This window comes from Micromonospora sp. DT227, from assembly GCF_049841835.1.
In the GTDB taxonomy this organism is placed as follows: Bacteria; Actinomycetota; Actinomycetes; order Mycobacteriales; family Micromonosporaceae; genus Micromonospora.
The window spans coordinates 1,598,691-1,616,370 of record NZ_JBNCLA010000001.1; the positions used below are offsets into that span (position 1 = coordinate 1,598,691).

Genomic DNA, 17,680 nt, shown 5'->3' on the forward strand with positions numbered 1-17,680 from the left:
CGTGTTGCTCAACGCGGCGGCCATGGACCTGGTCCGCGAGCCGGGCAAGAACGTCATCCGCCGCAACACGGTGCAGTTGCTGCGCTGACCACGAGGGGATGCGCTGACCACGAGGGGAGTGGAACACCACGGGCGGGACCTGGGGGGATCAGGCCCGTGGTGCTCCACGATCAGGGGCGGCCGGGTCAGCCGAATGCGGCATCGAGAATGTCGAGGCCGCGGCCCAACTCGCTGTCGGCGATCACCAGCGGGGGCAGGAAACGCAACACGTTGCCGTAGGTGCCGCAGGTCAGGGTGAGCAGCCCGGCCGCGTGGCAGGCCGCCGACAGCGCCGCCGTGGCCACCGGATCGGGGGTGGTCCCGCCCGGCTGCACGATCTCCATGGCGAGCATCGCGCCCCGGCCGCGTACCTCGGCGACCCGCGGGTCACGGGCGGCGATCGCGTGCAGCCGCTCGCCCATCACCGCGCCGATCCGCCGGGCCGCGGCCGACAGGTCCAGCTCCCGCATCGTCTCCATCGCCGCGAGCGCGGCGGCGCAGGCGACCGGGTTGCCGCCGTACGTGCCCCCGAGACCACCGACGTGCACCGCGTCCATCAGCTCCGCCCGCCCGGTCACCGCCGCCAGCGGCAGCCCGCCGGCCATGCCCTTGGCGAGCGTGACCAGGTCCGGCTCGACGCCCTCGTGCGCGCAGGCGAACCAGTCACCGGTGCGGCAGAAACCGGTCTGGATCTCGTCGGCGACGAAGACCACCCCGGCCGCCGTCGCCCACTCGCGCAACGCCGGCAGGAACCCCGTCGCGGGTACGACGAAGCCGCCCTCGCCCTGGATCGGCTCGATCAGCAGCGCGGCCACGTTCTCCGCGCCCACCTGCTTCTCGATCATCTCGATCGACCGAGCCGCCGCGGTCGCCCCGTCGAGCCCGCCGTCGCGCAGCGGATACGACATCGGCACCCGGTAGACCTCCCCGGCGAACGGCCCGAACCGGTGCTTGTACGGCATGTTCTTCGCGGTCAACGCCATGGTCAGGTTGGTCCGACCGTGGTACGCGTGGTCGAACACCACCACCGCCGGCCGCCCGGTCGCGTGGCGGGCGATCTTCACCGCGTTCTCCACCGCCTCGGCGCCGGAGTTGAACAGCGCCGACCGCTTCTCGAAGCCGCCCGGCGTCACCGCGTTGAGCTGCTCGCACACCGCCACGTACGACTCGTACGGCGCGACCATGAAACAGGTGTGGGTGAACCGTTCGACCTGGGCGCGGACCGCCTCGACCACCTTCGGGGCGGAGTTGCCCACGTTGGTGACCGCGATGCCGGCCGCGAAGTCGATCCACTCCCGCCCGTCCACGTCGGTGAGCGTCCCGCCGCCCGCCCTGTCCACGTACGCGTCGACGACGCTGCCCACGCCCCGGGCCACCGCCGACGTGCGGCGCTTGCGCAGCTCCTCGCTGGATGCCATGGGGTCAGCCCTCGATGTGGTGCATGACGTGCTTGATCCGGGTGTAGTCCTCCAGGCTGTAGACCGACAGGTCCTTGCCGTGGCCGGAGTGCTTGAAGCCGCCGTGCGGCATCTCCGACACGAACGGGATGTGCGTGTTCACCCAGACGCAGCCGAAGTCCAGCCGGCGGGTCATCCGCATGGCCCGGCCGTGGTCGCGGGTCCAGACCGAGGCGGACAGGCCGTACTCGACGCCGTTGGCCCAGCGCACCGCCTCGTCCTCGTCGGAGAACCGCTGCACGGTGATCACCGGCCCGAACACCTCGTCCTGGATGATCTCGTCGGCCTGCCGGACGCCGGAGACCACGGTCGGGGCGTAGAAGAAGCCCCGCTCGCCGACCCGGCTGCCGCCGGTGGTGACGTCCGCGTGATCCGGCAGGCGGTCCACGAAGCCGCTGACCCGGGCGAGCTGGTTGGCGTTGTTCAACGGGCCGTAGAGCACGTCCGCGTCGTCCGGCCCGCCGGTGCGGGTGTTGCGGGCCTGCTCGGTGAGCGCGGCCACGAAGTCGTCGTGGATGCCCGGGCCGGTCAGCACCCGGGTCGCGGCGGTGCAGTCCTGGCCGGCGTTGAAGTAGCCGCCCACCGCGATCGCCTCGGCCGCCGCCGCCACGTCCGCGTCGTCGAAGATCACCACCGGGGCCTTGCCGCCCAGCTCCAGGTGGGTCCGCTTCAGGTCCGGCGCCGCCGCGGCGGCGACCTCCATGCCCGCCCTGGTCGAGCCGGTGATCGACACGAGCTGCGGGGTCGGGTGGGAGACCAGCGTACGACCGGTGTCCCGGTCGCCGCAGACCACGTTGAACACACCCGGCGGCAGGTGCTCGGCGGCGATCTCGGCCAGCAGCAGCGTCGACACCGGCGTGGTGTCCGACGGCTTCAGCACCACCGCGTTGCCGGCGGCGAGGGCCGGGGCGATCTTCCAGACCGCCATCATCAGCGGGTAGTTCCAGGGCGTCACCTGCGCGCAGACGCCGATCGGCTCGCGCCGCACGTACGACGTGTGGCCGGCCAGGTACTCACCCGCCGAACGCCCCTCCAGCAGGCGCGCCGCGCCGGCGAAGAACCGCAGCTCGTCCACGGCCGGCGGCAGCTCCTCGTCGGTGGTGAGCTGCCGGGGTTTGCCGGTGTTGCGCACCTCCGCGTCGACCAGGTCGGCGGCCCGGGCCTCCACCGCGTCAGCGAACTTCAGCATCGCCCGCTGCCGCTCCGCCGGGGTGGCGTCCCGCCAGCCCTCGAACGCGGTGGAGGCGGCCCGCATCGCCGCGTCCACGTCCGCCGGCCCGGACACGGGGGCGCGGGCGAACACCTCGCCGGTGCACGGGTCGACCAGATCGGCGTAGCCGCCGTCCACCGGGTCGACGTACTCGCCGTTGACGAAGTTGCGCAGCTGCTGCTGGTCGCTCATCTCAAGTCTCCGAGAGGGTGGCCGGAAGGAAGGTCAGCGGAGGTTCTCGCAATCTGACTGCCATCTTGGCTACTGAATTCGAGGCAGACAAGGGTTTGGGCAACTGTTTCCGCGCGAGCGTTCCTGGTCTACGCTGCCGGACGTGGAGCCGAGAGCCTTCTACGTCGCCGGCCGCCCCGCCCACGGCGAGGCAGAGCTGACCGTCACCCACCCGTACGACGGGCGAGCGGTGGGGCGTACCACACTCGCCACGGCCGACCAGGTCGAAGCCGCCGTCGCGGGCGCCGCCCGGGTGGCCGCGGAGGCCGCGGCCCTGCCCGCGCACGTCCGCGCGGCCGCCCTGGACCACGTGTCCCGGCGGATCGCCGAACGGGCCGACGAGGTCGCCGCGCTGATCACCGCCGAGAACGGCAAGCCGGTCAAGTGGGCGAAGGCCGAGGTCGGGCGCGCGATCTCGACGTTCCGCTGGGCCGCCGAGGAGGCCCGCCGCTTCTCCGGCGAGTTGCAACGCCTCGACACCGACCCGGCCGCCACCGGCCGGATCGCGCTGGTCCGGCGCGTGCCGCGCGGGCCGGTGCTCGGCATCACCCCGTTCAACTTCCCGCTCAACCTGGTCGCCCACAAGGTCGCCCCGGCGCTCGCCGTCGGTGCCCCGATCGTGGTCAAACCGGCCCCGGCCACCCCGCTCACCGCGCTGCTGCTCGGCGAGATCCTCGCCGAGACCGACCTGCCCGACGGCATCTTCTCGGTGCTGCCGCTGCCCAACGAACGCGCCGCCGAACTGGTCGCCGACCCGCGCCTGCCGGTGGTCTCGTTCACCGGCTCCGGCCCGGTCGGCGCGGCCATCCGCCGCGCCGCCCCGGACAAGCACGTCACGCTGGAGTTGGGCGGCAACGCGGCGGCGGTGATCTGCGGGGACTGGTCGGCCGACGAGGACCTGACATTCGCCGCGCACCGCATCGCCACGTTCTCGAACTACCAGGCCGGGCAGTCGTGCATCGCGGTGCAGCGGGTCTACGTGCACGAACGGCTCCACGACGGCTTCCTGCCCCGGCTCGTCACCGCCGTCGAGGAACTGCGCACCGGCGACCCCCGCTCCGAGCTGACCGACGTCGGGCCGCTGGTGTCCGTCGAGGCGGCGCAGCGGGTGGAGGCGTGGGTGGACGAGGCGGTCGCCGCCGGGGCCACCATCGAGGTGGGCGGCCGGCGCGACGGCGCGACCTACCCGCCGACCGTGCTCAGCGGCGTGCCGGCCGACGCGAAGGTCTGCGCCGAGGAGGTGTTCGGGCCGGTGCTCGTGGTCGCCCAGGTCCCGGACGACCAGGCCGCGTTCGCCGCGGTCAACGACTCCGCGTACGGATTGCAGGCCGGTGTCTTCACCCACCGGCTGGACGTGGCGTTCGCCGCCGCCCGGACGCTGGAGGTCGGCGGCGTGATCGTCGGCGACGTGCCGTCGTACCGGGCCGACCAGATGCCGTACGGCGGGGTGAAAGGCTCGGGCGTCGGGCGGGAAGGGCTGCGCAGCGCGATGGACGACTACACCGAGCCGCGCGTCCTGGTGCTCACCGGGGTGGCGTTGTAGGCGGTCACCAGGTGCCGTCATCGCGGACCCGGGGGGCGGCACGGCCGAGCAGCAGCGTGGTGAGAGCGGCATCGACGTCGGCGCCGAGGAACCACTCGCCGGCCTGGTCGAGCGCGAAGACCCGGCCGTGCTCGTCGACCGCGAGGATGCTCTCCTGACGTTCGCTGCCCAACGGGAAGAGGCGGACACCGAGGACCGCGCCGAAGTCGGCGAGGGTGTCGGCGGTGTGCGCGGCGCGGAGCGGATTCGTCGTGAACCGACTGATCCACACCTGTTCCCCCGGCCCTCGGCGTCGGCTCAGGACGGCCGGGAACGCGGTGAGCGCCGCCTCGGCGGCCGGGAAGACCTCATGTCGGTGATGTTGGCCCGCCACCTCGGTGGTCTCGGCGATCGCGCCCATCGCGAGGGCCTCGTTGAACATGCTGAGCTGCCATCCACCGTCCGCCAGCGCATGAGCGACCTCGTCGGGAAACCTGCCCGGCTGGACGAGCTCGCGCGGCTCCGGACGCCACTCCTCGACGAAGGCGAGATCGGACCAGGGCAGGACCGCGAAACGCACCAGGAACCTGACGCACGAATCGCAGGGCAGCTCGGCCGCCCCGGCCGCCGGGTCGCCCGGCTCGCGGCTCCGGAAGGTCTCGATCCGCCCCGCGCCGAGCAGCTCGCGTGCCTCGTCGAGCGTCAGCGGCGGTAGCCCTCCGGCGGCGCGACGGTGGTCGTGCTCGTGCAACGCGTCGGAGACGACGATCATCTCCGCGTGCCGATCGCCGCCCCGCACCAGGTGACCGGCGGGCAGCTCGTCGAGATAGGACCGGACGAGTGGATGGTGGTGCAGCTCGACGTCGCCCTTCGCGCCCTGCGCGACGTGCAGCCGGCCGTCCAGGGTGAGGTGCGCCGCCGCGCCGGGCGTGGGCAGCCGGGTCAGCTCGCGGAGCAACTGCCCGGCCGGGTCGACCGCACGGGGGGCGCGCGGCGCGGCCGGCCGGCGTTGCCGGTACATCTGCTCGACCGCCGACGCCGGCACCCGGGGCCAGGTGGAGACCTCGCCGGTCTCCTTGTCGATGACCGTGGTCGGCAGGTCGCCGGGCAGGGCCCGCGCCTCGGTGGACACGGTGGACAGCACCACGTAACCCAGGTCGAACTCCTCGACCACGGGCGTGCAGGGGAAACCGAGACGGTCGGAGTCCCGCCGGGCCCAGACGGAGGCGATCTGCTCGGCCTGCTGTCGCTCGATCACCACCTGAAATTACCGGACCCCACGGATTCCGTGGCACCCGGTATGGTCGGCCCTACCCACGGTGACGGAAGGGGAGCGGTGGTGGCCGAGAGTGCCGATCGGGATGCAAACCGTGCGCTGCGTGCGAGGTTCGACGAGGTGTACGGCCAGTACCAACGACTGCGGTCCGGCCTGGACGAGCTCCAGACCAGGCTGGCCGAGTTGCGGGTGACCGAACGCTCCGACGACGGACAGATCACCGTCGTGGTCGGGGCGCGCGGCGAGCTGATCACCGTCGAGGTGAGTCCCGCCGTGTTCCACGATCGGGATGCCCGGGCGCTGAGCCGGAAGATCACCGAGACCGTGCTGCGTGCCTCCGCCGCCGCGTCCGCCGCCACCCGTGAACTGGTCGCCGGCTATCTGCCGCCCGGCTCGTCGTCGGTCGAGTTCCTGCGTACCCATGACTTCGGCGCGCTGCTCGGCCGGGCCGACGCCGTGGCGTCGCGCGGCGAGTGACCGTGGCCGGGGAAGGGATCTGGCTGGACGCGGACCGCGCCCGGCGCGGGGGCGGCGACCTGGCCGCGACCGGCAGGGCCGTCACCGCGGCCCGGCGCGAGACCGGCGATCCGATCGCCGCGGCGGGTGGCCGACGACCGTGGGGGCGCGACGACATCGGCGCCGCGTTCGACAAGCACTACCAGGGCTACGCCGAGACGCTGCTGCGGGCGTGGGAGCTGCTCGGACGCTCGCTCGAAGGGCTCGGGTCGGACGTGGTCCGCTCGGTCACCGCGACCGTGGAGACCGATCTGGGCAACGCCCGTGACCTCGGGAAGATCCCGCACCAACGGCACAATCCGCATCGGCCCTGGCGCTGACCACCGGAGGATCCGCGCGTGAGCATGTTGCCCAGCCCGATCCCGCACCCGCTCGACTACTGCCCCTGGGACGTGCCCGGCTGGATCTACGAGGCGCTCGACTGGGTGGTCGGCGTGGAATGGCCGGAGGGCAACGAGCGCGCCGTCTGGGACCTGGCCGACCAGTGGTACTCCGTCGCCGGCGTCCTGGCCGGCCCGCGCGACGAGGCGACCACCGCCGCCGGTGAGGTGAGGAGCGGATACGGCGGCGTCGGTCCGGTGGCGCACGCGTTCGACACCGCCTGGGACAAGGTGGCGGGGGGCGAGGACGCGCCGCTGCACGCCCTCGTGGCGGCCACCGACGAGTTGGGGCGGCTCGTCGACTCCTGCGGCTGCGACATCGAGGGCGCGAAGCTGGAAGCCTGGATCGAGCTGGGCATCCTGGTCGTCGAACTGCTGTCCCTCGCGGTGGTCACCGTGCTCACGCTCGGCGCGGCGTCACCGGCGGCCGGCGCCGCGATCACCGCCACCCGGATCGCCGTGCAACAGATCTTCAAGCGGCTGGTGGCCCAGTTGGCCCGCAAGGCGGTCAAGGAAGGCCTGAAGGAGGCCGGCGAACGGGCCGCGAAGGAGGCCGTCAAGAGCGGTGCCCGGGGTCTCGCTCGCAAGGCCGTGCTCGCCGGCCTGGCGGAGGCCGGGCAGGAGGCGGGCACCAGCCTGGCCACCCAGGCGTACCAGAACTCCACCGGCCGCCGGAACGGCCTCGACCTGACCGACGTGGGCGCGTCAGGGCTCGGGGGCTTCGCCGGCGGCGCGGTCGCGCCGCTGGCCGGACTGGGTCGGCATGCGAGCGGGCGGTTCGCGCAGGTCGGGGAGCGCTTCGGGCGCGAGATGGCCGGCGAGAGCCTCGCCGAGATCGCGGCCGGGCTGGCCACCGGTCAGGGCCCGTCACTGGAAGACCTCGCTCGCGCCGCGGCGTCCGGCGTGAGCGGTTCCGCCACCGGGCAGACCGAGACGGCGCTGCACCACCGGCTCGACGGGAAGCTGGGCGGCCTCACGGCCCCGCCGGTCGGCCTGGACCTGCCGCCGGTCGGCCCGGAGGGATCATCCGGGCCCGGTCCGGCCGGTCTCGTTCCGGACCAGCGGTCCGGCGGGCCGCCGTCCGCGCAGAGTGGTGAGCCGGTCGCGCACTCCCGGCCGGTTGCTGGCCCGCTTCCTTCGACCCCGCTGGCCGATGCCGTGACGGCGGCTCCGTACCTCGACCCGGTGGGCGCGGCACACCCAACGCCGGAGCTGACCGCCCCGACGCTGCCCGCCCTGGAAAACGTCGATTCCGCCGTCGTGACAACCACCTCGACCACCACTCCGATGCTGTCCTCGGTGGCCGTCGACACGCCGAACCCCGGCACCGCTCTTCCCGGGGCCGCCGACGCTTGGCACGGCGCGGGCCCGACGCCGGCGGTGACCGACACCCATGCTCCGGCACCCACCACACCCGTGCAGGCGGCGGCCCCGACAACACTCTCGCCGCCGCCCGTCGACCATCCGTACCCGGCGATGCCGCCGTCACCGGATCGGATCACCGCCGGTGGGTTCGACGGGCACCTCGCCGCGCCGCCAGTTCCGCCGCCTCATCCCCAGGTCGCGCCGAACCCGGGAGCACCCGGCGTCGGCCCTGATCCCCGGCCGGTGCCGAACCCTCGCTTCCCGCTACTGGACTCGTTGGCCCCACCGCATCCCTCCGCCGATCCCTCGTCCCCGATTCCCGGTCCGCCGCAGCACCGGCCCCCGCACCGCGAGACCTTCCAGCAGCGGGCCGCGCGACTGGCGGCCGACCGCGAGGCCCTGGACCGGCGGCGTTACCAGGGCTACCTGCAATCCCAGCGGACGCTGCACGAGGAGAATCGGCGGCAGGCGCAGGTCAAGGAGCTCCGCGACCTTGCCGATCAGCACTACGAGGCAGCGCGCTGGCTGCTCACCCGAGGCTACGAGCTGCGCCAGGCCGGGCAGCACCAGCTCGCCGACCAGCACGTGCGCGAGGGACGGCTGCGGGAACGCCTGCATTACCGGGCGGTCGACGAGGCGGACGCGATACGTGCCGGCAAGCGCCTGCCGGAACGGGTGATGGTCGAGGACGACCTCGACTTCTACCGGATCAACGACGACGTGGCGGACCTGGCGCTCGGCGCGGTGGAGACGGCCGACCACTCCGCGCTCACCGGCCACGGTCACCCGCCGCCGGTCGACCGGTCCCGCCCCTACGGCCGGCGCGGAGGACTCCGGCCTCCGCTCGCGCTGCACCAGACCGACCTCGAACGACAGATGCCCCGCAACCCCGACGGCAGCGTGATCCGAACCGCCGATCCCCGGCACGGCGACTGGTTCCGGCTGGCCAACGACGGTGGCCCGGCCGCCGACGCGACCCGGGGGATCAACTGCCTCGACTGCACGCTGTCCCTCTTCGAGACCTGGGTGCACGGTCGGCCACGGGTCGCCGCGCCGCGTACCTTCGACGGTTATCTCGCGGGCGACGTGCGCCGGCCGGTCGGCGGCGAGATCGACGGCCCGCTGCGGGTCGAGGAGACGACGGGCGGCCGGTTCCAGAACCTGTGCGGGCCCGACCGCGCCGGGGTGACCGGCGCGGCCCGGCGGCGGCTGGTCGAGCGCGGCTACCGCGACCTGCACGCGCAACTGGCGTCGGGCGGTCACGGCAGCTACGCCTTTCTCATCACCAGTTTCGAGGGCGGCGGCTCGCACGCCTGGGTCGCGCTCAACCAGAACGGCACGGTGCTCTACCTCGACCCACAGAGCGGGATGGTGGCGGGGCAGCCGCTCTACCGGCACAGCGGCGTCCCGTTCGAGGGGAACGTGGTGGGGGTGGACGCCCTGGTCCTCGGCCCGGACGGCCGGCCGATGCCGCTCGCCAGCCGGCCGCCCGGCGACTTCAACGTGCTGCCCGAGCCACGGCACCGTCCGGCGCCGCCACGGCCGCCCGACCCGCTGCCGCAAGGCCACGGGGGCACGCCCGACTTCAACCGCGTCCACCTGCTCGGCGAGTCCACCACCTTGCACCGCCCGCCGGGCACCCCGGTCCCGGGCAGCGCGCCCGAGGCCGAGCCGACGCCCGTCCGGATACGCGACACGCACCGTGCGGCCCATGCGGACCGCATCGCCGCCGGGCTCTACGTGCGCGACGCGCTGGCGGCGAGCGGCAGCCTGGCTGACGCCTTCGCCGCCGGGGTGACTCCGGTCGAGTTGGCGCAGCACGCCGACGGGGCGACGTTGCGGCGGCTCGTGCCAGGGCTCGACGAGGCCGCGGCCGGTGACCTGAAACGGCTGTTCACCGACGCCCGCGTGCAGCGGATGCTGGACCAGAGCTGGGAGGCCCCGCCGCGGCGGGAGGAGCTGCTCGCCGAGACGTTGGTGCGGCAGCTCGCGGAGCGTCCCGACCTGGTGCGGATGATCCTGGCGACGCCGGAACTCGCCAACTCGCTGACCGCCAGGCCGGTGACCCTGCACCATCTCGCCAGCCACCAACAGGCCATCGACGTCCTCGGTGACGTGGTCCAGGAGATCCGGGAACGTGGCGCGAAAGCCGTCGCCTCAGCGTCCGTAGCTCCTGTTGAGGCCACCCCGCTCCGTCCCGGGCAGAACGAGGTGAGTCGGCGTTTCGACGGCGAGCGCCCGATGCCGCTCCAGCCGGGGTTCGACAAGGCTCGTCTCGCCGATTCGTCGTATTCAACGTCGTATCTGGATCGGCTGTATCAGGATGCCGCCGTCGCCCAGCGTGAACTCGACTTGCTCGGCAGCGACTTGGCTCAGATGTCGACGAACGAGGCCGAATACAGGCCACGCCCCGGGCCCAAGGACCGGGCTCGGGCCGAGGACAAGGTTGCTCGAAATGGCGGCAGAGTCGACCGCCTTCGAGACCTTGCAGCCGGCAGAGTTTCTTATCAGACGTTGGATGACTTGTACGCGGGGCTGGCGATCCTGTCCGGCAATCCTCATCTTGATGTGGCGAGATTCGAGGATCGATTCCGTGACCCCCAGGACAGCGGGTATCGAGACATCCAGCTGCTGGTGCGAACCGCCACGGGCCATATCGGCGAATTTCGACTGCAGCTGGCTGCGCTTGATCAGGTGGCCGAATGGGAGCACTCCCTGTTCGAGGTCTGGCGTGACCTCGAGGCGGTGCCCCGGAGCGAGGGTCGTAACCTCTCCGTGGCGGAGTCAGCGATCCGGAAGGGCCTCGTCCGGCGCCAGCGCGAACACTTCTGGGCCGCACTCCAATCGACTCTGAGCGGTGGAAAGCCATGACGGAAGCGGCGGACGGGCTCGGCCTTGCCGGCTACTACGACTACTACGACAACCCCGTGAAGATCATGCCGACAGCGGACGGTGGTCTGACCGCCTGGCGGTTAGACCACCGAACGGGCGGCTGGCAGGCAGCTGACGACGTTGTCGACGAGATAGTTTTCGCCATGGGTGGCGACATCTTCGTGCGGTCGGCTGACCGATTCGTGCAGCGTGTCGAAGAAGAGCGCGGTCGCTACCTCAAGGGCGACGGGCCCGTCTTCGCGCTCTACGAGACGGTGCGGGCGATCGACGAGCAGGCCACCGCCGAGAGGCGCGCGTACACACCGGAGGAAGCGGCACTCGTCGCGGGCATCCGGCGGCGGACCTTTGTGATGTTCGAGGAGCAGCTCCAACGGGCCGGGGACCCCGGTGCCGACCCGACCATCGCGGCCTCCTGATGGTCGCGTGCCGGTCATGAGCACCGATGCCGGAGCCGCCCTTCCGGCACGCCGGTTCGGCTGGGAGGACATGTTCGTCGCGCCGGACGAGGATCCCCGCGTCGAAGATCCGGGGGCGGACGAGCGGAGCATCCTGGCCGGCGAGTTGAGGTACCACCGTCGCACTCTGGAACTGAAGTGCGCCGGGCTCGACGCGGAGCAACTTGCCCGGCGGTCGGTGCCACCGTCGACGCTGTCGTTGCTCGGGCTGCTCCGTCATGCCGCGGAGCGTGAGCGGCACTGGTTCCGCCGCGTCATGGCCGGGAAGGATGTGTCGCGGATCTGGCCGACAGGTGACGTGGACGAGTCCTTCACCGGCGCCGTCGCCGATCCGGCGCTGGTCGCGCAGGCGTGGACGGCGTGGCGCCGTGAGGTGACGTTCGCCGAGCGGTTCGTGGCGGAGGCGCCGAACCTGGAGGTCAGGGGTCACCGGGGTGACCGGGTGGTCTCGCTGCGGGAGCTGCTGGTGCACGCGATCGGGGAGTACGCCCGGCACAACGGGCACGCCGATCTGCTGCGCGAGCGGATCGACGGTCGGGTGGGCCGGTGACGCGCGCCGACCCTGCGCGCCCCGGGCAGCAGGCCGGGCCGCCGACGGCGGGGATTCGGTACCGGCCGCCGGCCGACGTGGCGGAGGCGCTGCGCGTACAGGAGGAGTTGCGGTCTCGGGTCGACCTGGTCGGGCCCGGTCCGAGCGCGCCCGCGACGGTGGCCGGGCTGGACGTCGCGTACGCGGAGAGCGGTGACCGGCTCGCGGCGGCCGTCACGGTGCTGGACGCGGCCACCCTGGCCGTGGTGGACGAGGCGGTGTGCGTGGGGCGGCCGGCGTTCCCGTACGTGCCGGGGTTGTTCGCCTTCCGGGAGATGCCGGCGCTGCTCACCGCGTTGGAGCGGCTGACCGTCCGCCCGGAGCTGCTGGTGTGCGACGGGCACGGGGTGGCGCACCCGCGCCGGTTCGGGTTGGCCTGCCACCTGGGTCTGGTGACCGGGCTGCCGGCGATCGGGGTGGGCAAGACGCCGCTCGTCGGTTCGTGGACCGGGCCGGGCCCACGGCGCGGCGACCGGGCCGACCTGCGGGACGGCGGGGAGGTGGTCGGGCGGGTGCTGCGGACCCGGGACGGGGTCCGGCCGGTCTTCGTCAGCGTCGGGCACCGGATCGGGTTGGACGGGGCGGTGGAGCGGGTACTGGCTCTGACGCCCCGGTACCGGCTGCCGGAGACCACCCGGACGGCCGACCAGCTCTGCCGTCGGGCCCTCGCGGCGGGTGGCGACCGGAGCTGACCGGGGCACGTAACGCTGCACACATGTGGGGCGCTCGATGAGCGGGTGCCCAGGTGGCCCGGTAGTAACCTGACCGGCGGATCTCGTCCCGGGACGGAAACGGTGAGGTGGGGATGTCGGTGAGGCGGCACGCGGCGCGTTGGGCCACGGCCGGTGCGATGCTGGGTGGCCTGGTGGTCGCTGCGGCGTCCCCGGCGCTGGCTGACGGCGACCGGGTCGGGCTGCGCTCGGCGGGCAGCTTCACGGCCGGCGGCTCGGCGGGCGCGGTGACGGTCGAGGTGCGCAAGCGCACCGAGGGGTGCGTGTCGCTGCGCACCACGCTCGGCTTGCGGCTGGACGGTCTGCGGGCCGATCAGGTCCGGGTGCAGGTGGCGTCCGGTGGCCGCTGGGTGGGGGTGCCGGTCTCCGGTGGTGGCGGCGTGGTGACCACCTCCCAGGTGGCGTCGGTCGAGCGGCCGCTGTGCAAGGGCAAGGGCGCGGCGGTGCGCTACCGGGTGTCCTTCCTGTCCGGCGCCGTGGGCGGGCGGCTGGAGATCGCCGGTGAGGCGAGTGCCGCGAACGGCCAGGTGCTCGGCCGGGCCGGCCGGTCGGCCCGGCTGGTGGGCGCGCCGCCGACGCCGAGCCCGAGCCCGACGCCCTCCCGCAAGCCGTCGCCGACCCCCACGCCCAGCACGGTCGCCGCCACGCCGCCGGAGACGGCGGGCACGTCGGCGGTGGTCGCCGCCGTCGAGCCGGCCGCCGGTGCCGCGGCCGACGATTCGTCCTTCGGAGGTTCCATGATCATGTGGTTCGGCATCGGGCTGGTCCTGGTCGGCGTCGCGCTGATCGTCCTGCTGGTGCGCCGCAGCCGCGCGGACCGGACGGACGACGGCCCGGTGGTCGAGCATCCCCCGGTCCCGCTGCCCCGCAGCAGCACCACCTACCGTTCCGGGGCGCCCGGGCCGGCCCCGACGGTGTACGGCGGCGGCGGCGGCGCCACGCCACCGCGCCCGACCGGCAACGTGTACGGGACGCCGCCCGCCGGGTCCCCGCCGGCGCCCCCCGCGGACGGGGACGCCACCAGCCTGTTGCCCCGCATGCCGGACTGAGCCGGACCCGACGGCTCCCGGGTTTACCGTGACCATGGGTGGACCCGGCCGGCCGGGTGTCGAACGGGGCCGGGTGCCGGGGCCGGTTCGCCGTTAAGATCGCGTGCGCCGGACGGCACCGCCGACCGGTGAGACCACATACGTGGAAGGAGCCGCGCCGTGGCCCTGGACCCGCAGTTGCTCGAGATCCTCGCCTGCCCGGACACACACCACGCCCCGCTCGACTACGACCCGCAGGCGCAGACGTTGACCTGCACCGAGTGCGGTCGCGTCTTCGAGGTCCGGGACGACGTCCCGGTGCTGCTCCTGGACGAGGCGCGGGGCGGTCCGGTGGCTGACGACGCGCGGGGCGGGTCGTCGCGGTGATGGACGGTACGGCCGGGGTGAGCGGGCACCGGCACGCGGACGAGGCCCTGCTGGACGATCCGGCGCAGCTCGGCGAGCGGGATCCGGGCGGGATGCTGCGGTTCACCGCCTCCGCCGGCGCCCAGGTACGCGAGTCGGCGGCGTTGGCCGCCGAGGCGAACCTGTCCGTGCTGGCCGACGACGGGCGACCCCGTGCGGTGGTCATCGCCGGCATCGGCACCGCCGGGCGTACCGGGGACGTGCTGGCCACGGTCGCCGGGCCGCGCTGCCCGGTGCCGGTGATCCCGCACCGCAGCGCCGGCGTGCCCGGCTGGGTGGGCGCGGCGGACGTGGTCATCGCGGTGAGCGCCTCCGGCCGTAGCCCGGAGGCGTTGGGCGCGGCCGAGGCGGCGCACCGGCGCGGCGCCCGGCTGGTCGCGGTCGGCGCTCCGGACTCGCAACTCCAGTCGGTGGCGGAGCGGGCCCGCGCGCCGTTCATCCCGGTGCCGCGGCGGGCCCCGGCCCGGGCCAGCCTGTGGGCGCTCACCGTGCCGGTCCTGCTCGCCGCCCGTACGCTCGGCCTCGTGAAGGTCAACGAGGCGGATCTGGCCGAGACCGCGGCCCGGCTGGACGCCGACGCCGACCGGTGCCGGCCGACCGCCGAGTCGTTCGTCAATCCGGCGAAGTCCCTCGCGTTGGGGCTGGCCGGGTCGATCCCGATCGTGTGGGGTTCGTCCCCGCTGGCCACCGTGGCCGCCCGCCGGTTCGGTGACACGCTGTCCGCGAACTCCCGCTACCCGGTGGTGAGCGGTGCGCTGGGCGAGGCCGGCCGGGGCCGGGTGGGGCTGCTCGACGGCGTCTTCGGCGGGCTGGCCGAGGGCGAGCGGGACATCTTCGCCGACCCCGACGACTCCGACCCGGACGGCATCCGGCTGCGGCTGGTGCTGCTGCGCGACGGCGGCCTCAACGCCGACGACGACACCGACGAGCCGCTGGCGGTGGAGGAGCGCCGCGCGGACGCGGTGCAGACGCTCGCCGAGCGGCGCGGGGTGCGCTGCGACGTGGTGACCGCCGAGGGTGGCTCCGCGCTGGAGCGGCTCGCGTCGCTGGTGGCGGTGCCGGACTTCGCCTCGATCTACCTCGCCCTGGCACACGGGCTGGACCCGATGGCGGTTCCGGCCATCACGGAAATGAAGGAGCTGGCAAACCAGTGAGCATGTGCGGCATCGAGCGAGGCGGGGCATGAGCGCAAACGGGGGCACCAAGGCGATCGTCGCCGCCCTGGCGGCGAACCTCGGCATCGCCGTCACCAAGTTCATCGCGTTCCTGCTGACCGGCTCGTCGTCGATGCTGGCGGAGTCGATCCACTCGGTCGCCGACTCCGGCAACCAGGGTCTGCTGCTGATCGGCGGCCGGCGGGCCAAGCGGGAGGCCACGCCGCAGCACCCGTTCGGCTACGGCCGGGAGCGCTACATCTACGCGTTCATCGTGGCGATCGTGCTGTTCAGCCTCGGTGGCCTGTTCGCGCTCTACGAGGCGTACCACAAGGCGGCCGACCCGCACGGGATCGACAGCTGGCAGTGGGTGCCGGTGGTGGTGCTGCTCTCGGCGATCGTGATGGAGGGCTTCTCGTTCCGCACCGCGATCAAGGAGTCGAACCTGATCCGGGGCAAGCAGACCTGGGTCCGGTTCATCCGCCGGGCCAAGGCCCCGGAGCTGCCGGTGGTGCTGCTGGAGGACTTCGGCGCGCTGGTGGGTCTGGTCTTCGCGCTGTTCGGCGTCGGCATGACGCTGATCACCGGCAACGGCATGTGGGACGCGGCCGGCACCGCGATGATCGGCGTGCTGCTGGTGATCATCGCGATCACGCTGGCGATCGAGACCAAGAGCCTGCTGCTCGGTGAGGGTGCCGAGCGCAGCGAGCTGGCCAAGATCGAGCAGGCCGTCACCGGCGGCCCGGAGGTCGAGCGGATCATCCACATGAAGACGCTCTACCTCGGCCCGGAGGAGCTGCTGGTGGCCGCGAAGATCGCGGTGCCGGCCTGCGAGAGCGCGGAGGAGTTGGCCCGGGGCATCAACGCGGTCGAGGCGCGGATCCGCCGCGAGGTGCCGATCGCCCGGGTGATCTACCTGGAGCCGGACATCTGGAGCGCGGCGGCGCAGCGGGCGGGCACCGGCCAGGCCGCCGACACCGCCGTGCCGGAGGCGGAGACGGAGGCGCAGACGGACGACGCGACCGCGCCGGAGACGACGAAGGCCGACGAGGTGGCCGGGCGGCCCGGGGGCTGACCGATGGAGTTGATGCAGGGCCGGATCCGGGACTACGCCTGGGGCTCGCGCACCGCGATCGCGCAGTTGCAGGGCCGGGCGGTGCCGAGCGACGGGCCGGAGGCCGAGCTGTGGCTGGGCGCCCACCCGGGTGCCCCGGCCACCGTCGACCGGGACGGCGGCCCGGTGAGTCTCACCGAGTTGTTGCTGGCCGAGCCGGGGCACTGGCTGGGCGAGCGCCTGGTCGGCCGGTTCGGCACCCGGCTGCCGTTCCTGCTGAAGGTGCTGGCCGCCGACGCGCCGCTGAGCCTCCAGGCGCATCCGGACGCCGAGCAGGCCCGCACCGGGCACGCGGCGGACGCCGGGCGGGTCAACTACGTCGACCCGTACCACAAGCCGGAGCTGTTGGTGGCGCTCTCCGAGTTCGACGCGCTCTGCGGCTTCCGGGACCCGGCCGAGTCGGCGGCGGTGCTCGCCGGGTTCGGCGTACCCGCGTTGGCGCCGGTGGTGGCCGCGTTGCGTGGCGGTCCGGCGGGGCTGCGGGAGGCCGTACGCGCGCTGTTGAGCTGGCCGGAGTCGGAGCGTGCCGGGCTGGTGGCGGCCGTGCTGGCGGCGGCGACCGCCGGGCCGGCGTCCCCGGGTGCGGCGCTGGTCCGCACGCTCGCGGCCGGTTATCCGACCGACCCGGGCGTGGTGGTGGCGCTGCTGCTGAACCGGGTGCGGCTGGCGCCGGGCGAGGGGATCTGGATGCCGGCCGGCAACCTGCACGCCTACCTGCGCGGCACCGGCGTGGAGATCATGGCGGCGAGCGACAACGTGCTGCGCGGCGGGTTGACCTCGAAGCGGATCGACGTGGACGAGTTGCTGCGGGTGCTCCGGTTCGAGGTGCTGGCCGATCCGGTGCTGCGGCCGGAACCGGTGGCGCCCGGCGTGTCCACCTGGCCGGTGCCGGTGGAGGATTTCGCGTTGCACCGGGTGGTGGTGGGCGCCGCGTCGCCGGAGGTGCGGTTCACGCTGCCCGGTCCGCGGGTGGTGCTCTGCGGGGCCGGCAAGCTGACCGTGGACGACGGGGTCGGCGTGGTGACGTTGGCCGCCGGCCGGTCCGCGGTCGGCACCGCCGCCGGCGGCCCGCTGGTGCTCACCGGCGACGGCGAGGCGTTCGTGGCCACCTGCGGTCTGTCCTGAGCCCGCGGCGCCGATTTCCCGGAACCGCTTGACGAGCTGGTCGCTCAGTGTGAGTCTTTGTGTACGCAGCGTTGTCGCGACGAACGTCCGGGAACGCGCGGGGATCCAAACCGGGGGGATGCACGGGGGTGGCCGGGCCGTGGACGGAAAGTCGTCCACGACCGTCCGCC

At 73.4% G+C, this 17,680-nt stretch carries 15 protein-coding genes; 12 read left to right on the plus strand and 3 right to left on the minus strand.

All coding sequences use genetic code 11. The annotated features are described in order from the left end of the window. Positions 1-185: 185 nt before the first annotated feature. Both gabT and ACLQ2W_RS08180 read right to left on the minus strand, forming a co-directional pair. A complete protein-coding gene (gene gabT / locus ACLQ2W_RS08175; protein ID WP_425785857.1) occupies positions 186-1,457 on the minus strand; it encodes a 4-aminobutyrate--2-oxoglutarate transaminase in 1,272 nt (423 codons plus the stop codon). Positions 1,458-1,461: 4 nt separating this feature from the next. Next, positions 1,462-2,898, minus strand: coding sequence for a gamma-aminobutyraldehyde dehydrogenase (locus ACLQ2W_RS08180; protein ID WP_281944026.1), 1,437 nt, complete (start codon positions 2,896-2,898; stop codon positions 1,462-1,464). Positions 2,899-3,040: 142 nt separating this feature from the next. On the opposite strand from ACLQ2W_RS08180, the gene ACLQ2W_RS08185 reads away from it, so the two are divergent. After that, entirely contained in the window at positions 3,041-4,480 is a 1,440-nt protein-coding gene (locus tag ACLQ2W_RS08185; RefSeq protein ID WP_425785858.1) for an aldehyde dehydrogenase family protein, read from the plus strand. 4 nt (positions 4,481-4,484) lie between these two features. On the opposite strand, the gene ACLQ2W_RS08190 is transcribed toward ACLQ2W_RS08185, so the two are convergent. After that, entirely contained in the window at positions 4,485-5,717 is a 1,233-nt protein-coding gene (locus ACLQ2W_RS08190; RefSeq protein ID WP_425785859.1) for an SUKH-3 domain-containing protein, read from the minus strand. A 138-nt stretch (positions 5,718-5,855) separates the two neighbouring features. Here ACLQ2W_RS08190 and ACLQ2W_RS08195 point away from each other — a divergent pair, with 138 nt between their 5' ends. The 11 genes from ACLQ2W_RS08195 (at position 5,856) to manA (ending at position 17,510) form a co-directional block, all read left to right on the plus strand. Then, positions 5,856-6,212 (plus strand): YbaB/EbfC family nucleoid-associated protein, encoded by a 357-nt coding sequence (locus ACLQ2W_RS08195; protein ID WP_425785860.1) that lies wholly within the window; start codon positions 5,856-5,858, stop codon positions 6,210-6,212. A gap of 2 nt (positions 6,213-6,214) precedes the next feature. Then, on the plus strand, positions 6,215-6,571 hold the full coding sequence (locus tag ACLQ2W_RS08200; RefSeq protein ID WP_425785861.1) for a hypothetical protein: 357 nt from the start codon (positions 6,215-6,217) through the stop codon (positions 6,569-6,571). Between the two features lie 24 nt (positions 6,572-6,595). After that, positions 6,596-10,867, plus strand: a complete 4,272-nt coding sequence (locus ACLQ2W_RS08205) for a toxin glutamine deamidase domain-containing protein (protein WP_425786034.1) — start codon at positions 6,596-6,598, stop codon at positions 10,865-10,867. Further along, complete coding sequence (locus tag ACLQ2W_RS08210; protein ID WP_425785862.1) at positions 10,864-11,304, plus strand: hypothetical protein; 441 nt, start codon at positions 10,864-10,866, stop codon at positions 11,302-11,304. The genes ACLQ2W_RS08205 and ACLQ2W_RS08210 overlap by 4 nt, the downstream gene beginning before the upstream one ends. Before the next feature lie 16 nt (positions 11,305-11,320). Next, entirely contained in the window at positions 11,321-11,893 is a 573-nt protein-coding gene (locus tag ACLQ2W_RS08215; protein ID WP_425785863.1) for a DinB family protein, read from the plus strand. A 53-nt stretch (positions 11,894-11,946) separates the two neighbouring features. After that, on the plus strand, positions 11,947-12,624 hold the full coding sequence (gene nfi, locus ACLQ2W_RS08220; RefSeq protein ID WP_425786035.1) for a deoxyribonuclease V: 678 nt from the start codon (positions 11,947-11,949) through the stop codon (positions 12,622-12,624). 113 nt (positions 12,625-12,737) lie between these two features. After that, positions 12,738-13,712, plus strand: coding sequence for a hypothetical protein (locus ACLQ2W_RS08225; RefSeq protein WP_425785864.1), 975 nt, complete (start codon positions 12,738-12,740; stop codon positions 13,710-13,712). Between the two features lie 159 nt (positions 13,713-13,871). Then, a complete protein-coding gene (locus ACLQ2W_RS08230; RefSeq protein ID WP_425785865.1) occupies positions 13,872-14,078 on the plus strand; it encodes a Trm112 family protein in 207 nt (68 codons plus the stop codon). Continuing rightward, entirely contained in the window at positions 14,075-15,271 is a 1,197-nt protein-coding gene (locus tag ACLQ2W_RS08235; RefSeq protein ID WP_107157731.1) for an SIS domain-containing protein, read from the plus strand. Before ACLQ2W_RS08230 ends, ACLQ2W_RS08235 begins: the two co-directional genes overlap by 4 nt. A gap of 28 nt (positions 15,272-15,299) precedes the next feature. Further along, on the plus strand, positions 15,300-16,346 hold the full coding sequence (locus ACLQ2W_RS08240; RefSeq protein WP_425785866.1) for a cation diffusion facilitator family transporter: 1,047 nt from the start codon (positions 15,300-15,302) through the stop codon (positions 16,344-16,346). Between the two features lie 3 nt (positions 16,347-16,349). Next, positions 16,350-17,510: a mannose-6-phosphate isomerase, class I gene (gene manA / locus ACLQ2W_RS08245; RefSeq protein WP_425785867.1), complete on the plus strand. Its 1,161-nt coding sequence runs from the start codon at positions 16,350-16,352 to the stop codon at positions 17,508-17,510. Positions 17,511-17,680: the final 170 nt, after the last annotated feature.